We start from the raw sequence: 23,329 nt of genomic DNA, 5'->3' as shown, positions 1-23,329 counted from the left end.
ATTCAAAAAGAACAAAACCGGATTATTCGTAATGAAAAGGCGGAAGTATTAATTATCCAGGGAGTTGCAGGCTGTGGGAAAACTTCAATTGCCCTGCATCGTGTAGCGTATTTGCTTTATCGAAATAAGGAAAGACTGTCTGCTTCAAATGTTGTGATTATTTCTCCAAACAAAGTATTTGCAGATTATATCTCTAATGTTCTTCCGGAGTTAGGGGAAGAACCTATCATGGAACTAAGTTTTGCAGAGATAGCTGCAGAGGAATTAAACGGGAAGATCAATTTTACGAAAAATATATCGTGGATAGAGATAGAGAATGAGAACGCAGAGGATGTAAAGAGACTGAATTTTAAAGGTTCAGAGGAAATGCTGGCTCTTCTGGATAAATATCTGCGCTATGCCGTTGACAGGTATTTTGAAATAAAAGACTGCAGATTTGGGGAATTTTTTATTTCCAGAGAATACATTGCTGACCGCTGTCATGCCTGCAGCTATCTTCCGGTAATGGAGCGGTTTAAGCAGATAGCAGAGGATATATGGGAGGTATTTAAATCGAAAAACTTAGGGCGGGATAATTTGCCCAGTCAGAATGAGATTGGGAAAAAGCTCAGATCTATGTTTTTGGCCGACAGTACACTTTCTCTTTATGCAGATTTTTATAAATATATTCAAAAAGAAAGCTGGTTTTCGATGAAGCAGAAAGATACTCTGGAATGGGAGGATGTTTATCCTTATCTGTATTTGAAATCATCAATAGAAGGGATTGGTGAATACTCGTTTGTTCAGCATGTGGTAATTGATGAAATGCAGGACTATACCCCGGTACAATATGCAGTGATCAATCGGTTGTTTCGTTGTAAAAAAACAATACTGGGTGATTTTGGACAGTCACTGGTGCCTTCCAATATGTGTTCCCGTGAGATTTTCTGCAGATTGTATAAAAATGCAGAATTTATAGAGCTGAATAAAAGCTATCGTTCTACTTATGAAATTATTGCATTTGCCAGACGGATTAAAAATAATCAGAAGATAGAGGCATTTGAGAGACACGGAGATCAGCCGACGATTAGCTGCTGTCAGAACCTGGAGGAAGAAATAGCCATTATAAAAACGAAGATTGATGAGTTTCATAAAAAAGGTTATGGCTCTATGGGAATATTATGCAAAACACAGACACAGGCAGCCTTATTATATGAAGAACTTGCTTCTGACTGTGAAGTGCATTATTTAGATTTGAACAGTACGAAGTTTGAAAACGGAGTAACCGTCACCACTATTCCCGTATCAAAAGGATTAGAATTCGACCAGGTTACAGTACCATTTGCCAATTGGGAGAACTACAGAATGGAGTGGGATCGAAACCTCTTGTATGTGGCATGTACAAGAGCGATGCATAAGCTGGATTTTACATGCCAGGGTTCATTTACAAAATTAGTGCTACAGTGAACAATTCAAGCTGGAATTGTTCACTGTAGTACTGGTTAATGTGAACTGATTAGCACAGATCTTTCAACATAAATACATCAGCATACGGATTATTATTATAACGGGAAATTTCATGGAATCCGTTTTTTTGGTATAGGGATATAGCAGATCGGCTTTCCTGTGTTGTATCCAGAAACATCTTCCTATATCCCTGCGCAGCAGAATAGCGGATCGCGTGAGTTAAAAGCTTCTGGCCTAAGCCCCTTCCCTGGCAGGCGCTGTACAAATACATCATTTTCAGTTCGCAGGTATCGGGAGAAAGACTTTTAACAGCAACGGTGCCTATAATCTGACCGCCATCTGTCAGATACCAGAAAGCATCATAAGAATTTGGAATATCATTTACTGCCTGGTGCCTTCCCAGGGGTTCAAAAGTTCTTCCTGATTCGGGCATACAATTCTCCAGGAATTGGAGAAGATCTTTTTGCAGTTTCCAGTTATATTCCATCAATTTAATATGATCCCATTCGATTGATAGCCCCTTGTCGGGCCTGATATCAGGTGCAGTATTTCGTATCTCCATGTTATCTCCTTAACAGTTCTTTTTTGCTTATTATAACAATGAATGCATAAAAGAAAAAGAACAAATTATACAATAATGGATGTCCCGGCGATGATTATAAGGTATAATAAAACAAATTATTACAAATATAGAATTCGTGTGGATAACAGGAGGAGTATAAAGTGAGTATACCAATAGAAAAGAGATGGAAAATAAAAATTGTCGACCCTCACGATGCTAATATGCGCAGTGCCTATAACAGCCTGACCAAATCTGTTTTTGGATTTCAGTTTGAAAAATGGTATCAGGAGGGCTTCTGGAAGAAACAGCATGTGCCGTATGTGGTTATGTGTGAGGGGGAAATAGCAGCTAATATATCGGCAAATATTATGGAATTGAATGTATTTGGCCAGCGTAAGACTTACCTCCAGCTGGGAACGGTAATGACGGCAAAGAAATACAGAGGACAGGGATTTGCAAAGCTATTAATGGAAAAAGTACTGAAAGAGTACAGGGACAGATTTGATCTGATCTATCTATTTGCAAATGATACCGTTTTAGATTTTTATCCCAAATATGGATTTGAGAAAATAACACAGTACTATTATTCAAAAGAAATCATGAGAGGTCAGCAAAATAAGAATCCGATAAATATAAGGAAGCTGGATCTGAACAGGTCTGAAGACAAAGTGCTGGCAATGAAATATATGGAGTTGGAAAATCCATTCTCCAGCCTGACAATGGTTAACAACGTAGAACTGTACATGTTTTATGCAATGATGTTTTATGGAGAGCAGCTTTACTATATAGAAGAGGCGGATACGCTTGTGTTTGCAGAGTATCAGGATGATACGCTGATTCTGGCGGAAGTATTTTGTCAGAAAAAAGTATCATTATCACAGGTTATAGAGATGCTGGCGAATGAAACCATTACACAGGTTAAGCTAATGTTTACGCCAGAGGACAAAGAGGGATTTAGGATTGATGAAGTAAAGGAGGAAGAGACCTTATTATTCGGTAAAGGAAAAGATGCGGTGTTTTTCCGGGAGAAAAAATGTATGTTTCCGGTATTATCACATACCTGAGAGTGTATAGAAACTGTACCGGCAGTTTTACAGTGCAAGAGCGTGTCAGAAAGCAATTTTCAGACAAGTGCAAGGCCGCATTCAAATGCAAGTGCCATGTATTTTTCAGCATTTGACAGGCCATAGAGTTCCAGATCCCGCGGTTCCCAGCAATCGGAATCCAGGTTATCCGCCCCATATAAAAATTGGATGAAAGGGATATTTCGGAATTGTGAAACAGCCAGCATGGAGGCATATTCCATTTCCACACCAATGCAGCCATTTTCTCTTCTCTGGGCAATGCGGTCCGGTGTTTCTCTGTATATGGCATCTGTGGTCCAGATTTTTCCTTTTACATAGGAGCATCCGAATCTATCCAGACAAGAGGTCAGTACATCAGTTGTCCATCGTTCAGCAGACAGCTCAAAGGAAGCCGGAGCATAGTGATAGCTGGTGCCTTCGTCACGGACAGCAGAAGTAGGAACGATGAGTTTAGATCCTACGGCAGTATCATCCAGGACACCGCAGCACCCGAATAATACAAATTTCTGCGCACCCATGGCGACTATTTCTTCAAAGCCTGCAACGCAGGCGGGAGCACCAACTCTGGAAAGATAGAACGCAATATCCACGCCGCCATAACTGGTCTTATATACGGGCAGTGTTCCGTTAGCTGAGTACAGATGGGCAATTACCTCCACCCCATCTCTTGAGGCAAACTTCTCGATAATATCATTAGAAAAAGTGGAGATACAGATCCCGGGAAAATGCTCTATGGGTTTTATAAAATCACAGGGATTGATAAATGCGGTCTTGGATGAATCAAATTTTTCCAAAATTACTGCCATAATAATCCTCCTTATTCAGTGAAATGAAATTGTTTTTAGGTTGTTTTAAAGTTGTTTTGAATTTGTTTTGTATCATGCGCCTTCAGGCGGCAGAAGTAATTCTTTTATTTGTCTTACAATGCGGTCCGGAATATCTTTGTCAAGGGGCATAAGACGGCTGTACATTCGTACACCCTGATAAGAAAATACAATCAGATCAAATACAGCCGGAATATCCACCTGTTTGAATTCCTGCTGCTCTATCCCATATTGGATTAATCTGCTCCACATTTCTTTAGACAGCAGATATTGTTCCAACAGGGCATTTGGAATATGTTCTGGCTGGGGAAGGCTGTAAAATTCGTAGATGGCTACACTTAGCGAATTACCGGAATCCAACATTTCCAGGCGGTAACGTTCCAGAACGTCGTTAAGAATACAGATTGCAGATTCCTTCTTCTTGATTTTTTCTGAAAATTCATCTTCCTGGCGTTTTAATAGTTCTTCTAATATTTCAGCAAATATCTGGGACGTACTGTCGTAGTGGCGGTATAGCCCGCCGCGGCTGAGTCCTGTACATTCACAGATATCTTTCATGGTGACCTCTTTAAAACCCTTTTCCGCAAAAAGCGGATATGATTTCTTGAGAATTAGTCTGCGGGTTTCGGTTCCTCTTCTATTCATGTTTATACCCCCTGAATAGCGCAAGCCGGCTTGTGCTGTTCCTAAATTAGTAGTGTGAAAGCGCGATTTTCTTTATCATTAGATCAATCTTTGGTTATTATGAATTTAATAATGCGACACACGTGTCTCTTAAAAGAATTATAAGACACGTGTGTCGCAATGTCAAGAGGAATATCAGAAATAAAATATAGGGAGATATACGACACAAAATATATAAAAAATAAGTCGTAAAAATATTCAGGTTTATTGATATTGCGAGAGTGGTGTGCTAAATTAGAAAGTAAGAATATTTTTATATATTTTCAAAACCGCAGCATTTATTACCGGAGATTGTTTGTGAGGAGGAACGTTATGATAACACAGGAAAATGCCTGCTATAAAAACGAGCTGTGGTGTGTCTATGAGTTAAAAGATGCCCAGGGAAATTATTATGAAGAAACCAGGCTGAAAATGAGAAAAGCAAGCCAGAACAATGAGTTTGTATGTCCGGACTGCGGAGAATACCTGGTTTTATGTGCGGGGAATAAAGTGGAACCTTATTTCCGGCACCATGAAAATGCGAATTGTCCCGTCCGCACCAATGGGCAGGGGAGCCGGCATCTGCTGGCAAGGCGGCTGCTGTTTCAGGCAGCGAAGAGAAGTTTTCCCAATGCAGAGATTACATGCAGCCGTCAGGGCGGTAAATATATATCGGATATATTTATAAAAGATGGGAATATGAAAATGGTATTGGAATATGCAGGACAGGATGTAAAACTGGAATTGTGGGAAAAGAAACATGCGTATTATAAAGAAGAGGGAATTATGGATCTCTGGTTTTTAAATGGGAAAAAATATGCAGATGATGTGCTGGCAACGTTTGAATATCTGATCTATTCTAATCAGGGAATTATTTTGCTGCTGGATATGGAAGATCAGGAGATACGGCTGAAGCAGCGTTGTACCATACCTTTTAATCAGTCAGAAAGGGTATTTACAAAATCTTTTAAACTGGAAGAGATAACCATAGATCCGTCGGGTAAAATAAACTGCCCATTTGAAACCTGTAAAAACCAATTTATAGAAGATGTGGAAGAAATTTTAAAAAGTAAGAAAAGGGCGTATCAGTATAATGCTGACTCCGGAATATTTGATAAAAATCCTTACCGGGAGCGGGAAGCAGAAAAAGAGAGCGTACAGAAAATTGTTCAAAAATCAGGAGAAGTAATTGAGGTCAATCGGGAACATAAAAGGCTGCATATGGAAGCGGTGAAGGAAAGAGAAATCAGAAGGGACGGCGGAAAAAACTTTGAAAAGGATGGAACGCCCAGACAGGGTACGCTGGATGATAAGCTCCACAGGCGCAGTCTGACTTCTAAAGACGGACCTTTGACAGTAAGAATGACGGCGATTGGAGAATCCTGGGATCTGCCCCAGTTGAAAGGGAACGAAGCCATGCTGCCAAAAGCAAGTACAAACCGGAAGTCCTATCTGGAAAGTCTGAATTTGAAACTGCAGAATATCCAGGATAGAAAAAAACAGGAGCTGCTCATATCAAAAGCCATAGAAAAAATAAATTCCGAATTGAAAATATATTCCTGGCATTGCTATAAGAGAGGCTGAGTTTAAAAGTCTGTGGTAATAATTTATAATATGACACACAGTTGTCATATTCTGTGTCGTAAACTATAGTTATAAAACAAGAAAACGATAAGACACCACAAATAAATGTATCAGGTAAAGGAGACAGGGCGATGGGATTAATAACGGTAAATATAGAAAATATTGATAAGGAGCATATCTGCTGTGCAATTTCAGATAAAAAAGGGGAAACCTGCGTATCATCTAAGAAAGCATGGATGAAGGAACGATTTGCAGATGGTTTGGTATTTCGTAAACTAAATGAAAGAGGAAAAGTCTTTATAGAATATATTCCGGCTGAAAAAGCGTGGTTACCGATGGAAGCTCCCAATTATCTGCATATTAACTGCTTTTGGGTATCCGGTCAGTTCAAAGGACAGGGGTATGCTGATCAACTGTTGGAATCCTGTATCCAAGAAGCACGGGAAAAGAAAATGAATGGTGTAACGGTATTATCAGCAAAGAAGAAAATGCCTTTTTTATCCGACCCCAAGTATTTAAAGTACAAAGGGTTTTTGACTGCCGATACTGCAGCACCGTATTATGAGCTTTTATATTTACCATTAAAAGAAAATGCACCGGTTCCCGGGTTTAAGGAATGCGCAAAGGCAGGAGAGACAGATGAAAAGGGCATGGTGCTCTACTATACCAATCAATGTCCTCATACGGATAAATATGCACCTTTCATTCAGAAAATAGCAAGAGAGCACGGTACCGATGTCAAACTGTGTAAAATAGAAACAACACAGCAGGCTCAAAATGCACCCTCTCCATTTACGACATACAGCTTTTTCCATGAGGGAAAATTTGTCACAAACGAGATACTGAGTGAAAAAAAGTTTTTAAAATTTTTAGAAGACCACGGTATGTTATAATAACAGAGCAACTGCTGCATCACAGGAGGAAAAGGAATGTCAATAGAATATACCTGCAGTCAGCTGGTAACTATGATACATGCACCGATTCGTGTTATGGATAAAAATGGTACGATAATAATGAGCTATGGCGGCATGGAGGATCATGAGGATCCTCTGGTCTGCGATAGCTCATTTCGGATGGAATTACGGAAGACAGAGCAGACAGGCGTACCCTTAATTATTCAGGAGCCGTGTCAGATTTTATATGGAATCGTCTGGGATTCCCGTGATAATGCCTACGTGGCAGGACCGGTCTGCACAGGCCGTGCCGGAAGAGATGTGAGCCGCAGCCTGGCAAGAAAGCACAAAATGAATCACGAAGAAGCTTATCGTGTGGGTGAAGTGGATATGGAGACATTTGGTGCGGGCATTTTAATGTTAAACGGATTATTAAATAATCAGGAAATTTCCCGTTATGAGCTTTGGCAGAGGAATGGATTAAAAGAAGAAAGCCTGGCTGGTTCCACAAAACAAATATCAGATGAAATATTTGACCGGCAGGAGAGGGCAGTTGCCCATAACCCATACAGTCAGGAAGTACGGGAAATGGACAGCATTCGAAAGGGAGACTGCATGATGCTGGAAAAGAGCCTGGCGGAAACTTATCCCGGCAAAGTGGGCAAACTTGCCAGAAGCGAGCTGCGACAGGCAAAAAATCTGGCAATTTGTGTCATTACACTTGCATCCAGAGCTGCAATTGAGGGGGGCATACTTCCAGAGCTTGCATTTACCATGGTTGATGGTTACATTCAGAAAATAGAAGATATGGGGAGCGTAATGGAAATAGGTGCCCTGATGCGAAAGGCAGAGTACAATTTTGCCTTCCAGGTGTGGGAAGTGAAGCAAAAAGGAGACATCAATCCTTTGGTGGAACGTGCAAAAGATTACATTTTTAAAAATATGCATGTGAAAATCAGTGTGCAGGATATGGCAATGGAATTGGGAATTCATGCAGATTACCTCTCGGATTTGTTTCACCGGACGGAGGGAATCACCCTGCAGCGTTATATTATGCAGAATCGGATTCAACTAAGTGAAAATCTGCTGCGTTATACCGATTATTCAGCCAAAGAAATCGGGTATTACTTTGCATTTCATTCCCAAAGCCATTTCGGGAAGGTTTTTAAGGACGTTACCGGGATGACTCCGGGGGAGTATCGAAAGAGATTTGCAGTTATGGGGAATGACATTTGCTTGCAAAAGTAGATTTCAGGCGTGTAAATATAAGATTAATAGTATTTATACAAGATTTGTGATATATATTGGAAATGCAGTCTGGTAAAATATCAGAAAATGATATTATACAGGAGGTTTTCTTTATGGATCAGATACTTTATGGAGCGGCTTATTATGATGAGTATATGCCCGTGGAACGGCTGGATCAGGATATTAAAATGATGAAGCAGGCGGGAATTAATGTGGTCAGGATTGCCGAATCTACCTGGAGTACTTGTGAACCCCAGGACGGCGTTTTTGATTTTACCCATGTGGAGCGGGTGATGGATGCTATGGAAGCAGCCGGCATATCTGTAATCATTGGCACCCCCACCTATGCAGTGCCGACCTGGATGGTAAAAGCTTATCCGGATGTACTGGCAACTACTGTTAAAGGTAAAGGAATGTATGGACCACGACAGATTATGGATATTACCAACCCGGTCTATCTCTTTTATTCCGAACGTATTATCCGTAAGCTGATGGAGTGTACTGCAAAGCGCAAATGCGTGATTGGCTATCAATTGGACAATGAAACCAAGTATTATGGAACTGCCGGAAAAAATGTACAGGAGCGGTTTGTAAAGTATTTAAGAAATAAATTTCACAATGATCTGGAAGCTATGAACCAGGCATTTGGTCTGGATTATTGGAGTAACCGTATTAATGCCTGGGAAGACTTTCCGGATGTCAGAGGCACAATTAATGGAAGCCTGGGAGCGGAGTTTGAGAAATTCCAGAGGTCTCTTGTGGTGGAATTTCTGGAATGGCAGTCGCACATTGTTGCAGAGTATAAAAGAGAGAATCAGTTTGTTACACAAAACTTTGATTTTGAATGGAGAGGGTATTCTTATGGGGTACAGCCCGATGTAAATCATTACCAGGCAGCGAAATGCCTGAGCGTGGCAGGAACCGATATTTACCATCCTACCCAGGACGATCTGACCGGTGCAGAAATTGCTTTTGGCGGGGATTCTACCAGATCTCTTAAACAGGATAATTATCTGGTGCTGGAGACCGAAGCTCAGGGATTTCCATGCTGGGTGCCCTATCCCGGGCAGCTGCGGCTCCAGGCTTACAGCCACCTCGCCAGCGGTGCAAATGCAGTGATGTACTGGCATTGGCACTCCATTCATAATTCTATGGAAACTTACTGGAAAGGGTTGCTCAGTCATGATTTTAAGGAAAATGCAACCTATCAGGAAGCGGGAATTATAGGCAATGAGCTAAAAAGGATTGGGACAAAGCTGGTAAATTTAAAGAAGCAGAATAAGACGGCAATACTGGTAAGTAATGAATCCCTGACAGCACTGAAATGGTTCCCGATTGACATGGGAGCATCCACGGCGCCAAAACTTTATTATAATGATGTGGTTCGCTGGATCTATGATGTACTGTATCAAAGCAATATAGAGTGTGACTTCATATTTCCGGAATCCGATAATCTGGAGCAGTATCAGGTACTGATCGTTCCGGCACTTTACAGTGCACCGTCAGTTCTTTTAGAGAGGATCAATTCCTTTGTGGACCAGGGCGGCCATCTGGTCACTACGTTTAAGAGCGGTTTTACAGATGAGAACGTAAAAGTACGCACTGAACAGCAGCCTGGGATTCTCAGTAAATGTCTGGGCGTAAACTACAGTCAATTTACCTTTCCGAAAAATGTGCGGTTGAAAAATAAGATGCCGGATAATGACATGCTGGAGAACGTAATACCGGAAGATAAATTAAATCAGCAACCGAATCTGGAAGTGAATGGGTTTATGGAATTATTAAAAACGGATACCGCAAAAGTGCTTGCTTCGTACGAGCATGCGGCATGGAATGAATACGCAGCTGTTACGGTTAATGGATACGGAAAAGGGACTGCAGTTTATATTGGATGTATGACATCAGCGGAAGTATTGAAAAATATTATTAAATATACGTATCAAAATGCAGGCCTGTGGACAGCGGATCAACAAGTAGCATTTCCTATTATAATCCGAAGCGGGATAAACCAGCAGGGAAAAGAAATCCGTTATTATTTTAATTATTCACCGGAAGAAAGAACGGTAGAATACAGTCATCCCAAGGGGGTAGAATTGTTAAATCATAATTCTGTGGAACCGGGAGAGATGATTAATCTGAAACCCTGGGGGGCAGCAATTGTAGAAGAGGGCTCCAAAGACTAAATTCTAAAATATGCTTTGCTATTATCAGCGGTAATATGCATAGCATATTTTTTTGCGTTAAGACAGGGCAGAAAGCCAAGAATATACAAACTTATCAGGTATTTGATGGTTTGCCGAAGAGAAAACTGGAGATAATGTTAAGTAATAAAAGAATCAGTAACATTACACATATTTTACATATTCTTAACCAAGCCCGGATAGAGAAAGAAAATCTGTACTGCTATGATACATAGTGCAGCGTGTTATCCCGAAAGCACAGTTAACGGCAGATACTGGAAGCGGCTGCAGTGAAATGGGTGCAGGATCCTGCAGATAACATGTGCGGATATCAGGTATCCGCAGTTATTTACGCAATACTGTACTATTAACAAAGGAGATATATGGAGCAGATTACCTATAAGAAAATCAAGGAATCAGAAGAAATAAGAGCATATATAAAAAAGGGAAATGACAATCTGGGTGTGCTGGGATATACGGAGCATTCTCTGAGTCATGCAGTAAAGGTAGCGCAGATCGCCGGAAGAATTTTAAAAGAACTGGGCTATAGCAAAAAGGACATTGAACTTGCTAAGATTGCCGGTTATATGCATGATATCGGCAACAGTATCAATCGGAATGACCATGCCCACAGCGGTGCAATTATGGCATTTACACTGCTTCGCCAGTACGATATTCCGCCGGAAGATGCAGCTACGATTGTCAGTGCCATAGGGCAGCATGATGAGAAGACAGGAACGGCAGTAGATGCAGTATCAGCTGCTGTCATATTAGCTGATAAGACAGATGTTAGAAGGAACCGTGTGAGAAATGCAGTGAAAGAAAGTTTTGATAAACACGACCGGGTAAACTATGCAGCAGTTACTTCAGAACTGACCATTCAGACTGAGACAAAGACAATCCAGCTAAGTGTGGAACTGGATGAAAGTATTTGTTCAATTATGGATTATTTTGAAATCTTTTTGCAGCGGATGCTGATGTGCAAGCGTGCAGCCGAAATGCTGGGGTCGAAGTTTAAGCTGACAGCGAATGGTCATAAAGTCTGTTAAACTGCAAATGTGAGAGGTCATATACAAGAGATAAGAAAATGAGGATGTGAGCCACATGAAAGATAAAGACATGAAAGATAGAGATATGAAATATAAAGATACGAAAGATAAAGATATGAAAGATAAAGACATAAAAGATAAAGACATGAAAGATAAAGACATGAAAGATAAAGATAAAAAACATAAAGACATAAAAGATAAAGATATGAAAGGAAATGAGATGTCTTGCTTTGAAAACCGGGAATTATCCTGGCTGAAATTTAATGAACGTGTATTAGAAGAAGCTGCTGATCCAAAGGTGCCCACTTGTGAGCGCCTTACTTTTCTGTCCATTTTTCAGAGCAATTTGGATGAATTTTTTATGGTCAGGGTAGGTTCCCTACATGACCAGATGCTTTTATCAAAAGAAATCAGGGAAAATAAAACGCAGATGACCAGTAAGGAGCAGATGGAGGCCATTTTCAAACGGGTCAGGGAGCTGGGAAAAGCAAAAGACCAGATTTATGAGGAATTAATGCTACTTCTGGAAAAAGAAGAAATTCAAATGGTCAAAGTTAAAGAACTGACAACTGGGGAAATTGATTATTTGGAGCGCTACTTTGAACAGGAGATTATGCCGCTTCTATCCACCATGGTGGTAGGGAAAAAACAGCCGTTTCCATTTCTGAAAAATAACGAGATCTATGCTGCAGCAGTATTAGAAACAAAAACAGACCGTGAAAAATTTGGTATTGTTCCCTGCAGCAGTGAAGTATTCGGAAGACTCACGGCTATTCCGGGAAGAGCTGGAAGCTTCCTGCTGGTAGAAGAATTAATCCTTCATTTTCTGCCAAAAGTATTCAATAAATATCGGGTGAGTGCAAAGTCTCTGATTCGGATAACCAGAAATGCTGATATTGATGCAGATAGTATCTTTGATGAAGATCTGGATTATCGGGAGCATATGGCGGAGGTTGTAAAACTCAGAAGAAGACTTTGTCCCGTAAGGCTGGAATTGAGCAGGGAGCTGGATCATAAGATGACGGCTAAGCTGTGTGAACACCTGTTATTAAAAAAAGAGCAGGTATTTGTGTCCCAATCGCCAATAGATCTTTCTTTTGTATTCCAGATTCAGGATCAGCTTAGAATGAAAAGCGAATTGTTTTTTGAAAAAAGAATCCCTCAAAAATCACCTGCTGTAGATGAAAAAAGACCGGTCATCGATCAGATACTGGAGCATGACATGTTACTGTCTTATCCATACGAGAGCATCAGACCATTTATTATGATGCTGAATCAGGCAGCGGAGGACCCTTATGTTGTATCAATAAAAATGACTCTTTACCGCCTGGCTAAGCATAGTGAAGTCATTGGAGCCCTGGTAGAAGCCGCGGAAAACGGTAAGCAGGTAGATGTCCTGGTAGAGTTAAAAGCCAGGTTTGATGAGGAAAATAACATAGAGTGGTCCAGAAGGCTGGAAGAGGCCGGATGCCATGTCATCTATGGCGTGGACGGGCTAAAGGTACATTCCAAACTTTGTCTGATTACCAGGAAAAGAGAAGGACAGATTGAATATATTACACAGGTGGGAACTGGAAACTATAATGAAAAAACAGCCCGCCTCTATACGGATTTATCCCTGATGACTGCGGATAACAGAATAGGTATAGAGGCAGCCGGCGTCTTCCAGGCACTAGCTATGGGAGAAGTAGTGGAATCAGCAGAACATCTTCTGATAGCCCCCAAATGCCTGCAAAACAAAGTACTGGAAATGATGGATGAAGAAATCCGTGCAGCAAAAAATAACGAACAGGCATATATCGGGCTAAAATTAAATTCCCTGACAGATAAGAAAATTATTGATAAACTAATAGAGGCATCAAGGGCCGGAGTAAAGATAGAGATGATTGTACGGGGAATCTGCTGCCTGCGTTCCCGTATTCCGGGGCAGACAGATCAGATAAAGATAATCAGCATCGTTGGCAGATACCTGGAGCATTCCAGAATCTATATTTTTGGTGACAGGGAAAGAGCAAAAATATATATAGCATCAGCTGATTTTATGACCAGGAATACACTGCGCAGAGTGGAAGTAGCAGTACCAATTTATGATACCCATCTAAAAGTGAGAATACATGAAATGTTTATTACAATGCTAAATGATAATGTAAAAGCAAGAGAGCAAATGGAAGATGGTTCCTATCAGAAAGTGGCAGCATCAGAAGTAGCGCTGGATTCCCAGAAGCTGTTTTATCAGGTTGCTTACCAGCATACAAATAAGCAGTAAAATGCCGGAGGACCACGAAATTAAAAGCGTTGTGGTCCTCCATTAGAAATAATTTAAAAAAATTCAAATTAAGTATTGACAAATCTTAGAAATCATTGTAGAATTATCTACGTTGCTGAACGGAACAAATACAGAAAAGCAAACAACAGGAACAGCAGTCTTTAAGCCCAGATAGCTCAGTCGGTAGAGCAGAGGACTGAAAATCCTCGTGTCGCTGGTTCGATTCCGGCTCTGGGCATTGCGAAAGCAAAAGCAACACACAATTTCATATGCGGGTGTAGTTCAATGGTAGAACACTAGCCTTCCAAGCTAGATACGTGGGTTCGATTCCCATCACCCGCTTTTCATCGAAAGATGATTATGCGCGAGTGGCTCAGTTGGTGGAGCGCGACCTTGCCAAGGTCGAGGCCGCGGGTTCGAGTCCCGTCTCGCGCTTTTGTTTTGCCCTGAAAACTAAGGTTTTCGGGGCTTTTTCTTTTATTCCACTTTATTCCACTTGTTTATTAAAGATATCATTATGCTAATGTTTCCACATCTGTTTGCTCGTTAACATAAAATATTTCTGTCTGGCTTGTTTTTTTTAACTGGTTTTGTATATTTCATCTAATTTAATCTCAAATTCCTTATATTGATTGATTTCAACGAATCCTTTTCGTTTGTAGTAATCCAGCAGCTGCCTTTCAATGGTAGCCATATTGTTGTATTGCTTCCGTGTTAGTTGTTTCGATTCTATTTTTTCCAATGCCCATTTTTCCAGGTAGAGTGAGGTTAGCTCCCTGACTGGTTTATGCACGATTTCATCATTCATGTAGTATCGTTTCCATTCAGAGTGTAACCGCTGGGCGTTGTTATTACTATTTGATTGTAACATTTTGTAATTTAACCATTCATCATAGATTGAGTAAAGTGTAACTTGTTCCGACCTTTCTTTTTCTTTGTAGAAATTTACTACATCTTGTTCAACGTCTTCTTTCTTTTTGTGTTTAAAATATTTCTTTTTTTATGCGCTGCATCAGTCCATACATAGGCGTAGTACCTTGTGTCTTTGCCTTGCATCTGTTCAATTTTACACACTGTATTAATGTGATTATTTAACATATCTTGTCTTTTGCTTGCTTTGCGCTCGTAAAAAGATTTAAGAAATAGATAATCTTTGATGATAGAGAGTAGAGTACAAAGGTAAGCAGTTTCCGGTATGTGCATGCCTTTTTATTGACCGTCATTCTGCAAAGATCAGATATAACCCCAAAATACAATCAGTGACAACAGAATTAAAATATATTATAATGTCTTTAATCCAGATCATGGCAGGTAGTGGATAAGAAATGTAATGTAAAGAGCACCCGCCTGACAGCTTCAATCAGCGGTCTGTAACCTTAATTTCAGGATCGTAATGTAACCTCGCTACGAATCCAAAATTGAGTGGCTGCATTCAGCATATTGGAAAAATCAGTCAGGTTCAAGCATCTTTCGGACACGTTTTCCTGTGTGTCTTAATATTCGTGGATGGGAGTAGTAATGAGATCGTTGCGGCGTTTGTCAACGCCTAAGGAAAGGTAACGGCTAAAGTTGTGCTGCAGAGTCACAGCAGCGAATGCAGATAATATAATGTATAATTGTAAAGTTACGGTAATATAAAGGGCATTAAAGTAAAAAGCTGGGATAGTTGAGATGCTTTATAAGGAGATTTAAGGGAACGTAAAAATTTGAAAGATAAAGGCAGCCGCAATACGGTAGGGTGTTAGATTCGTTAGAATGTCCCTGGTGTATGACAGCTGCCTTTATGTATCTGATATTTATAAAAATATTCCATTAAATATATAAGTTATGCGCTTCTTTCAAATTTCTCCAATATCTGTTGTATTGCATATTCTGTATCTTTGTTATGGGGATTTTGCGCGATGTCATCATTAAGGAAGTCAGGTACTAATTCAATAAATCGGGAAAGTTCCGATGCACTGGAAGCCTGTAAATAATGAAAATAAAAACTGGTATCTGTCATAGTGGCTAAATCTGTTAGATTTCTTGCTAATACATGGTTATCCATCGATAGTTGTTATCCTCCTTATATTTATATTGATAAATACTACTTTATACTATTTTATACGAATAGTCAATATTATATCGCAGATAATGCTATATTAGGAGATGAGGTGGTATGCAATGGGAGAAATGAAACCTTTAAAAGCAAAAGTAAGTATTACACTGGATGAAGATATTATAGTTGAGCTAAAGCAGCTGGCTGAGAAAGAAGACCGTTCTTTAAGCCAGTTTATAAATCGCATACTAAAAGGATATCTTAAAAGTGAAGAGAATTATCAAAAATAAGGTAATACACAATATTTTAAGAGTGTAATCAAAAAAGGAACGTTTCAGAACATTGGAATGTTCCTTTTTTCAATCCCAGAAAGTACCATTGTCTTGATGTGACAACTATGATAATATATGTTTTGTAACATAAACGTAACACAAATGTAACAAATAAGAAAGTGAGGTAGTAATATGTTATCAGCATTATTAGCAACTGCAATAATTGGGGCACCTGTAATGGATATGGATGCCGGAAAATTAAATGCGGCTCTGGAACAGGCAAAAGTAAATGGGTGTGCAATTGTACAACAGATAGATATATCCAACAGCGACATTAAAGCTGAGTTGGAAAAGCTGGGAATTAATATTTCGGAGATTACAAATTGCCCTGATATTAATAACCCGGAGACAGAGACCCCGGAAACAAATGCGCCGGAAACGAATGCGCCGGAGACAGAAGCCCCGGAAACAAATGCTCCGGAAACAAATGCGCCGGAGACAGAAGCGCCGGAAACGAATGTCCCGGAAACAAATGCGCCGGAAACGAATGCGCCAGAGACTAATGCCCCGGAAACAGACGGAAGCCAGGATGTCAGTGCAGCCAGAAAAGTTGCGGATCTGGTAAATCAGGAGCGTGCAAAAGCCGGACTTGCTCCATTAGAAGTAAAAGTGAACCTGCAGACAGCAGCACAGGTACGTGCAAAAGAAATTGAAAAATCATTTTCTCATACAAGACCAAATGGCAGCAGTTTTAGTACCGTATTGTCAGAAAATGGCGTTGATTACAGAGGATCAGGTGAGAATATTGCCTGGGGACAGAGAAGTCCGGAAGAAGTAATGAACGGCTGGATGAATTCAGATGGACATCGTGCAAATATTTTAAATAAAAACTTTAAGTATATTGGTGTAGGTTATCATGTGAACAGTAATGGCACAGGATACTGGACACAGTTATTTACTTATTAATCTCTATATGTTTTTTGGCAGATAGACCCCTAATTACGATATTGACATAGACACAACCCCTGAAATACCCTGTGAAATTCTCTTACAGACAGAAGAGAATTTTACAGGGTATTTTTAATAAAATTATGTGGCATTAGCCAGAACCTTGATTTTGATAACGTTAACAAGATTGATACATAAGGTAAATAGTTTATCAAATGCTATGCTGAACAATGTACCAAATAAATTATTAATGATTCGAAACAGTATTGCATTTATTAATCCAAACTGAGGAACTACAATGGAGATAGCACCAAAACAGTTAAATGCGCTCTGCCATTTATATGAACTGCATAATCCAAGTACCAGACCGCCGAAAATTCCGATAAAAGGAATGAAAGTATCCGGCAAAAAGTAATAAACGACGCCAAATGCAATACTGCCTATAATTACAAATGGAGCTCTCCTGCAGGCACGGAACGTCAGATCATGGGTAAAGGGCTGTAACAGTGACATGCAGGCAATACCCACCCAGATAGGTCTTGAAAAATGCAGAATTTCAGCAAGAAACAGGGATAGGGAAATTCCCAATGCCATTTTCAATTGCCATTGTGTGCGCAGCGTTCCCAAATTGAATTCTTTAAATAAGTCCTTAAATGAACGGCGGTATATTATTTTGTAGTGTTTGTGATAGAAAACAGCAGCGACGATAATACCACCGAATAAAAGTCCTGCTATCCTTTTCAGATAGGCATCTCCGGTTACGTCATAGCCCATCAGCAGCAGGTATCCAAGAATAATCGTGGAGTGGTTAGACATTATAATATTATGGCAGGATAAAATCAGAAGGGTTATAATGCAAATTAGGTTTATGACAAGATCGGCTCCGGGAGAAACCTTGGAAGCCAATTGCGGACCAACAGCCAGAATGAGAAAAGAGGCAATTAAGGTTAACGCTGCATGATTCGCCTTTATACCCAGATCTGCTTTTTCAAAGACCATCACGGCAATTACAGTAATTACACCAACAATACTGTTATCAGGGCCAAACAGTGCGGTAAACAGCAGGACTACAATCATGCAAAATAAAACTGTAGATACAATTTTAAGCCCATATGCAAAGCTATATCGCATTTTTTCTTTTTTATCCCGGGTATCTTTAATCAATGATTTTACTTTTGCAGTATCCATGCGCATTACACTATATGTATTCATATTATATACTCCTTTCGAACCAGAGACAGCAGACTGAAAATTGCCATCTGGAAATTATTAAGAATTTTGCAGACTAGAGCGCGTTTTAAAATTGCTTTATGACAGATGTGCGTCACAGTTTGTGGGAGATTTGTCCCGGATGAAGGGCGCGTAGCGGGCTACGTAACCTGAATTCGGGGCAAATATGCCGCAAAGTGGGGCGTGAAGATGGCAGGAATAAATTTTCAAACACGCTCAAGTACATATGACATCATTAACCACTATTACCATATCATGGAATAAAAATTTGTCAACCACGTTAAATTCTTAAGAAATTATGAAAATTTTGGAAGCGGTCTGAAGAGAGGGAAAATGGATATATGGTTAATAAAAAAATCAGTACAAAGCAGCAGTCAGGCGGCGGTGTACTGATTTCGACAGATAAGCATATTTGGTTACTGCAGATAGGTAAGGTATGTACTACAGATAGATAAGGTATATACTACAGATAGATAAGGTATATACTGATGTAAGAATAGGTATGCACTGCTGGTTTTGCTAATTGTTCTTCCATTTTTTACACTGCTCAATCCGGAGTCCGTTGTCTCCTTGGCTTTCATCATAAGCAAACTGGTTCAGAAGGTCACATGGGAATTCTTTGCAGGTCCCGCAATGCTCCTGTTTCTTTGACTCACAGCAATCTTTTACCGGGCAGGCATCCCCCCAGAATGGTTTCTGAATCTGAAGACATCCTGAACAGATGCCATCCTTTTTAAAGGAACAGGCAGAACATAGTATTCCGCATCTTGATTCAATCATGCTGAATTTCTCCTTTCGTATTATAGGGTCAGAACGTTATCTGACTATGAAAGTATTATAGCAGGAGCAACAGGACAACTGTATGTCATGTTGCGGAATAGATGTCATTCATTTTTTTAATAATCTGACAAATTTCATCTCTTATGAAAACGGGTTCAATGACTTCCGCCAGATTTCCAAAGCTTAAGATCCAACTGATCATGTTTTCTTTATTGGCAAAGCCGAATCGGAAAGAGAGACGTCCGTCCTCTGCTACGGAACAACAGTCAATGCCATATTCTTCGATTAGTTTCCATTTTACAGAGGGATGGAATAAGGCGTGAAGCTGATAATGGTCGGGAAAGGCATGTTCAATATCACCCTCGTATTCCGGTAGTTCCCTTGGAAGAAAAGAAGTATCCTCTAGTGTGAGATCCCAAAGGCGGTTTAGTTTGAAGAGCCGCATATCATCTCTTTGCAGACAATATCCCCAGATATACCAGGAAGTCCATTGAAATACAATCAGATAGGGCTCAAGAATACGCCTGCTTTCACCATTGTTTGCATAGTATTGAAAAGAAATGAGCCTGGATTCATCGATTGCTTTTTGAATTAATTCAATTTTGGGAGCAAGGGAACCTTTATAATACGATGCCAGATTAACAAAGATATGGTCGCTGGATGAATATACAGAGCGCTTTTTTATAGATAATTTATCCATAAGCCGGCGGTATTTTCTTGTGCCGGAAACACTGTCCAGTCCCTTCAAACCGGTAAGAATAGACTGCATTTCACGGGAAGTCAGCAGGGTTTTATCAATCTTATATCCTTCAGCGATAGAAATGCCCCCATTGGTTCCCTGGGTAGTAACCAGGGGGATGCCTGCTTTGCAGATATCCTCAATATCCCGGTTAATGGTACGTCTGGATACTTCGAATTTTTCCGCCAGATATGGCGCGGTAACTTTCTCTTTCTGTAGCAGAATGGATAAAATACCGATTAACCTGTCTATTTTCATTTTACTACCTCGTAATATTTTAATAGCCCATGGCTGCTTTAACAATCTCCATCTGTTCTGTGGATGTTAACTTCTCCAATAGGGAAAATGCAACCTGGGCAGCGGTCTGCGGACAATAGGAGGTGATTACATTCCGATCGATTACTACGGGATCATTTACGATTTCCACTTCGAATTGTTCCAGTTGTTTTTGGCGGTATCCATCCCGGAGATGATAGGTGGTTCCTTTTCGCCCTTTTAAGATACCGCTTTTTCCAAGGGGAAGTGCAGCGACGCAGACAGAAGCGATGGGCTTTTCTTTTTCGTCGAAGCAGCGGATAAGATGTAACAACTTTTCATCATAAGCTTCCTCATAAAACCCAAATTCTTCAAACCCACCGGGGATAGCAAGGGCATCGTAATCATCAGGATCAATTTCATCAATCAGAGTGTCTACAATCACGGGAACACCAAAAGTACTTAAGACTTCTTTTTGAAACCCGCAGGTAGTGACAGTGACATCACATCCGTAATCATTGCGTGCCCATCCTAAAACGTCTATAAATACACTGAATTCCATTGTTTCAAAGCCTTTTGCTAAAAAAAGTAAAGTTTTCATAGAGCCTCCTAAAATAATATTTTGTTCATTATACGACACCAGTGATTTAATTGCAATTGCATTTTCGAATGGATCTTTAAGAATACTGTACAAATGAAGGAAAACTTATAGTATAATCAAAACAGAAAATAAGGAACAAATAAGGAACTAATAATAAGGAACAAATAAGGAACTAATAATAAGGAACAAATAATGTTAAAACCGGAAGTATCTGGCCCGGAAATATAAGGAGTGAATGATGAAAGGAATATTAATAATAGAAGACGATGAAATGCTGAATGCAGGACTGTGCTATAACCTTCAGATGGAAGGGTATGAGGCAGTTCCGGCGTTTGATGCAAATGGGGCGTGGAAACTGATAAATGACAGAGAATTCGCACTGGTGCTGATGGATGTAAATCTGCCGGATGGGGATGGATTTACACTTGGCAGGAAAATCCGGGAGAAAAGCAGTGTACCCATTATATTTTTGACGGCAAATGATATGGATGAGGATATGATAAAAGGGTTTGAGGCAGGGGCGGACGATTATATTACAAAACCTTTTAATATCAAAGTCGTTTTGCAGCGGATTCAGGCGATATTAAGAAGGTGTGAAGGGAAGAAATTATCGGTTATGCACTGCGGGAATCTGGAGATTCATTTTGAAAGGCAGACCGTTTTAAAGCAGGGCAGGCCTCTGGTTTTGACACCTACAGAATTTAAACTGCTGACCAAATTCTGCAGCAACCAGACCCAGGTGCTTACAAGGCAGATTCTGTTGGAAGATCTGTGGGATGCGGATGGAAATTTTGTGGATGAACATACCCTGACAATTAATATCAGCCGTTTGAGATCTAAGATATCAGATGATAAGTATTCCTATATTAAAACCATTTATGGAGTAGGATATCAATGGGTAGTGGAAGAAATCAGGAAAAATAATTAAATCAATGAAGACAGGGGGAATATAAATTGAGTGTGCAAAATTGGATAGTTTTATATGTTCTTACAGTGGGATGCCTGGCCGTGGGAATGATATTTATGTGGTTGGCAATGAGAAAAAAATTTGTGAATTATACCGACCAGATATATCAAAGCATTGAATGCATTTTGAAGGGAGAGGGGGTAGGCGGCTTTGAACTGGATGAGGATACGCTTTCTTCTAAGATTCAGATGATGCTAAAGAGACTTTATGATATTACCTGCGCTTCTGTGGAAGAAAACAGGAATCAAAAGAAAGTTGTCCAGGAGATGGTTTCTGATATATCCCATCAGCTGAAAACACCGATTGCCAATATTACAATGTATTCAGATACCATTCTGAATCATGAATTAAACCGTGAGGATGAGCACCGGTTTCTTAAGGTGATGCAGGAGCAGATTGAAAAACTGGATTTTTTGGTGCGTTCTCTAATGAAAATGTCCAGGCTGGAAAATAATATGATTGTTTTAAAAAAAGAAAAAGCCTTCGTGATGGATTGTATTATGGAGTCTGTGGATAGTATTGAACTGGCTGCTAAGAAGAAAGAAATAGATATTGAAATAAGGGCAGATAAGAAGACAGTGGCTGCTTTTGACCGGAAATGGACTACTGAGGCACTATTTAACATTCTGGATAATGCAGTGAAATATACGCCGGATAAAGGTAAAATCAGGATTACGGTAGAAGAATCTGAGATGTTTACAAAGATTGTCGTGGAAGATACGGGGATTGGGATTGGAAATGATCATATCAATGATATTTTCAAACGGTTTTACCGTGAACCTAAAGTGCATAAAAAGCCTGGAATTGGGATAGGACTGTATTTATCCAGACAGATTATCAGCAGCCAGGGTGGATTTATCAAAGTAAAGTCCAGAGAGGGCGAAGGCAGCAGTTTTGGAGTGTATCTGATTAAAGAGAAGGAATAGTTTCAAAATTGAAACTATTTCTTTTTCTATTGAGAGGGTTTTGAAACAATCCACTGATAAGATTATATTATCCAATCAGGAAACGTCTCATTTAATTGTGACCGGCAATGGAGAAAAGATGATAATTAAGCGGAGGATAATAGGGATGACAGTATTAGAAACAAAAAATCTTACAAAGTATTATGGAGAAGAACCCAATGTTGTACGGGCATTGGATGGTGTAAATTTAAAAATTGAAGAAGGTGCTTTTGCAGCGGTTGTAGGAACTTCCGGAAGCGGTAAATCTACTCTTTTGCATATGCTGGGAGGTCTGGATAAGCCTACGGGAGGTAGTGTCATCGTAGCAGATAAAGATTTATCCCAGATGAACGATGAAAAGCTGACGGTATTTCGCAGAAGGAGAATCGGATTTGTTTTCCAGAATTACAATCTGGTTCCCATACTGAATGTATATGAAAATATTATTCTTCCAATTCAGCTGGATGGAAACAAAACGGATGAGGAGTATGTTAAGAAAGTAGTAAAGATGCTGGGGTTAGAAGAAAAGCTTACAAATATGCCGAATATGCTTTCCGGGGGACAGCAGCAGAGGGTGGCAATTGCAAGGGCATTGGCAACAAAACCGGCAATTATTCTTGCGGATGAGCCTACCGGTAATCTGGACAGTAAGACAAGTGCAGATGTACTGGGACTTCTAAAATTAACAAGCAGCCAATTTCATCAGACAGTAGTGATGATTACACATAATGAAGAAATTGCCCAGATGGCAGATG

The 23,329-nt window shown here is 39.9% G+C and carries 22 protein-coding genes, 3 tRNA genes and 2 pseudogenes; 17 read left to right on the top strand and 10 right to left on the bottom strand.

Annotation, left to right across the window (positions count from 1 at the left end; genetic code table 11):
* On the top strand, window positions 1-1,446 hold a 1,446-nt coding region (locus RHS_RS19260; protein WP_047834084.1), incomplete at its 5' end, for a 3'-5' exonuclease.
* Window positions 1,447-1,495: 49 nt separating this feature from the next.
* Here RHS_RS19260 and RHS_RS19255 read toward each other — a convergent pair.
* Complete coding sequence (locus RHS_RS19255) at window positions 1,496-2,008, bottom strand: GNAT family N-acetyltransferase (RefSeq protein ID WP_395022999.1); 513 nt, start codon at window positions 2,006-2,008, stop codon at window positions 1,496-1,498.
* Between the two features lie 161 nt (window positions 2,009-2,169).
* Between RHS_RS19255 and RHS_RS19250 the strand changes: the two genes are divergently transcribed.
* Window positions 2,170-3,072, top strand: a complete 903-nt coding sequence (locus RHS_RS19250; RefSeq protein ID WP_047834083.1) for a GNAT family N-acetyltransferase — start codon at window positions 2,170-2,172, stop codon at window positions 3,070-3,072.
* A gap of 59 nt (window positions 3,073-3,131) precedes the next feature.
* On the opposite strand, the gene RHS_RS19245 is transcribed toward RHS_RS19250, so the two are convergent.
* Window positions 3,132-3,899: a nucleoside phosphorylase gene (locus RHS_RS19245; protein ID WP_047834082.1), complete on the bottom strand. Its 768-nt coding sequence runs from the start codon at window positions 3,897-3,899 to the stop codon at window positions 3,132-3,134.
* Window positions 3,900-3,971: 72 nt separating this feature from the next.
* Window positions 3,972-4,562: a TetR family transcriptional regulator gene (locus RHS_RS19240; protein WP_047834081.1), complete on the bottom strand. Its 591-nt coding sequence runs from the start codon at window positions 4,560-4,562 to the stop codon at window positions 3,972-3,974.
* A gap of 351 nt (window positions 4,563-4,913) precedes the next feature.
* On the opposite strand from RHS_RS19240, the gene RHS_RS19235 reads away from it, so the two are divergent.
* The 9 genes from RHS_RS19235 to RHS_RS19190 all read left to right on the top strand — a co-directional run bounded on the left by RHS_RS19235 (window position 4,914) and on the right by RHS_RS19190 (window position 14,235).
* Entirely contained in the window at window positions 4,914-6,164 is a 1,251-nt protein-coding gene (locus RHS_RS19235) for a competence protein CoiA family protein (RefSeq protein ID WP_047834080.1), read from the top strand.
* 131 nt (window positions 6,165-6,295) lie between these two features.
* A complete protein-coding gene (locus RHS_RS19230) occupies window positions 6,296-7,057 on the top strand; it encodes an N-acetyltransferase (protein ID WP_047834079.1) in 762 nt (253 codons plus the stop codon).
* 36 nt (window positions 7,058-7,093) lie between these two features.
* Entirely contained in the window at window positions 7,094-8,305 is a 1,212-nt protein-coding gene (locus RHS_RS19225; RefSeq protein WP_047834078.1) for a helix-turn-helix domain-containing protein, read from the top strand.
* A gap of 113 nt (window positions 8,306-8,418) precedes the next feature.
* On the top strand, window positions 8,419-10,488 hold the full coding sequence (locus RHS_RS19220; RefSeq protein WP_047834077.1) for a beta-galactosidase: 2,070 nt from the start codon (window positions 8,419-8,421) through the stop codon (window positions 10,486-10,488).
* A 380-nt stretch (window positions 10,489-10,868) separates the two neighbouring features.
* Entirely contained in the window at window positions 10,869-11,534 is a 666-nt protein-coding gene (locus RHS_RS19210; RefSeq protein ID WP_027294901.1) for an HD domain-containing protein, read from the top strand.
* 55 nt (window positions 11,535-11,589) lie between these two features.
* On the top strand, window positions 11,590-13,800 hold the full coding sequence (ppk1, locus tag RHS_RS19205) for a polyphosphate kinase 1 (protein ID WP_395022994.1): 2,211 nt from the start codon (window positions 11,590-11,592) through the stop codon (window positions 13,798-13,800).
* Window positions 13,801-13,965: 165 nt separating this feature from the next.
* Window positions 13,966-14,038, top strand: a tRNA-Phe gene (locus RHS_RS19200).
* 33 nt (window positions 14,039-14,071) lie between these two features.
* Window positions 14,072-14,142 (top strand) — tRNA-Gly (locus RHS_RS19195).
* Window positions 14,143-14,162: 20 nt separating this feature from the next.
* Window positions 14,163-14,235, top strand: a tRNA-Gly gene (locus tag RHS_RS19190).
* Window positions 14,236-14,380: 145 nt separating this feature from the next.
* On the opposite strand, the gene RHS_RS19185 is transcribed toward RHS_RS19190, so the two are convergent.
* Together RHS_RS19185 and RHS_RS19175 are read right to left on the bottom strand one after the other, a co-directional pair.
* A complete protein-coding gene (locus tag RHS_RS19185; protein ID WP_047834075.1) occupies window positions 14,381-14,608 on the bottom strand; it encodes a hypothetical protein in 228 nt (75 codons plus the stop codon).
* Window positions 14,609-15,625: 1,017 nt separating this feature from the next.
* The gene (locus tag RHS_RS19175; protein ID WP_027293012.1) at window positions 15,626-15,847 is read right to left on the bottom strand and encodes a hypothetical protein; all 222 of its coding nucleotides are present in this window, start codon (window positions 15,845-15,847) and stop codon (window positions 15,626-15,628) included.
* 116 nt (window positions 15,848-15,963) lie between these two features.
* On the opposite strand from RHS_RS19175, the gene RHS_RS19170 reads away from it, so the two are divergent.
* Window positions 15,964-16,128, top strand: coding sequence for a CopG family transcriptional regulator (locus tag RHS_RS19170; protein WP_330373893.1), 165 nt, complete (start codon window positions 15,964-15,966; stop codon window positions 16,126-16,128).
* Window positions 16,129-16,302: 174 nt separating this feature from the next.
* Window positions 16,303-17,076 carry a CAP domain-containing protein gene (locus tag RHS_RS19165; RefSeq protein ID WP_047834073.1) on the top strand — a complete coding sequence of 258 codons (774 nt, stop codon included), beginning with the start codon at window positions 16,303-16,305 and terminating at the stop codon, window positions 17,074-17,076.
* Between the two features lie 123 nt (window positions 17,077-17,199).
* Here RHS_RS19165 and RHS_RS19160 read toward each other — a convergent pair whose 3' ends face one another.
* The gene (locus RHS_RS19160) at window positions 17,200-18,270 is read right to left on the bottom strand and encodes an FUSC family protein (RefSeq protein WP_047834072.1); all 1,071 of its coding nucleotides are present in this window, start codon (window positions 18,268-18,270) and stop codon (window positions 17,200-17,202) included.
* 96 nt (window positions 18,271-18,366) lie between these two features.
* A pseudogene (locus RHS_RS31385) lies at window positions 18,367-18,438 on the bottom strand (DUF6783 domain-containing protein); the annotation flags it as partial.
* On the opposite strand from RHS_RS31385, the pseudogene RHS_RS31380 reads away from it, so the two are divergent.
* Window positions 18,433-18,552: pseudogene (locus RHS_RS31380) on the top strand (DUF6783 domain-containing protein); the annotation flags it as partial. The pseudogenes RHS_RS31385 and RHS_RS31380 sit on opposite strands and share 6 nt — an antisense overlap.
* 255 nt (window positions 18,553-18,807) lie before the next feature.
* Here the strand turns inward: RHS_RS31380 and RHS_RS19155 are convergent.
* The 3 genes from RHS_RS19155 to RHS_RS19145 form a co-directional block, all read right to left on the bottom strand.
* Window positions 18,808-19,068: a DUF3795 domain-containing protein gene (locus RHS_RS19155; RefSeq protein ID WP_027293016.1), complete on the bottom strand. Its 261-nt coding sequence runs from the start codon at window positions 19,066-19,068 to the stop codon at window positions 18,808-18,810.
* An 85-nt stretch (window positions 19,069-19,153) separates the two neighbouring features.
* Entirely contained in the window at window positions 19,154-20,065 is a 912-nt protein-coding gene (locus tag RHS_RS19150; RefSeq protein ID WP_044297293.1) for a YafY family protein, read from the bottom strand.
* 19 nt (window positions 20,066-20,084) lie between these two features.
* Window positions 20,085-20,663 (bottom strand): DJ-1/PfpI family protein, encoded by a 579-nt coding sequence (locus RHS_RS19145; protein WP_047834071.1) that lies wholly within the window; start codon window positions 20,661-20,663, stop codon window positions 20,085-20,087.
* 238 nt (window positions 20,664-20,901) lie between these two features.
* Here RHS_RS19145 and RHS_RS19140 point away from each other — a divergent pair, with 238 nt between their 5' ends.
* From RHS_RS19140 to RHS_RS19130, 3 genes are all read left to right on the top strand, one after another.
* A complete protein-coding gene (locus RHS_RS19140) occupies window positions 20,902-21,591 on the top strand; it encodes a response regulator transcription factor (RefSeq protein WP_044297296.1) in 690 nt (229 codons plus the stop codon).
* A 107-nt stretch (window positions 21,592-21,698) separates the two neighbouring features.
* Complete coding sequence (locus RHS_RS19135; protein WP_395022986.1) at window positions 21,699-22,556, top strand: sensor histidine kinase; 858 nt, start codon at window positions 21,699-21,701, stop codon at window positions 22,554-22,556.
* A gap of 145 nt (window positions 22,557-22,701) precedes the next feature.
* The coding region (locus tag RHS_RS19130) for an ATP-binding cassette domain-containing protein (RefSeq protein ID WP_047834069.1) at window positions 22,702-23,329 on the top strand (628 nt) is incomplete at its 3' end.

The organism is Robinsoniella sp. RHS, from assembly GCF_001029355.1.
GTDB classification, from domain to species: domain Bacteria; phylum Bacillota; class Clostridia; order Lachnospirales; family Lachnospiraceae; genus Robinsoniella; species Robinsoniella peoriensis.
This window is presented reverse-complemented; position numbering and strand designations above follow the sequence as displayed.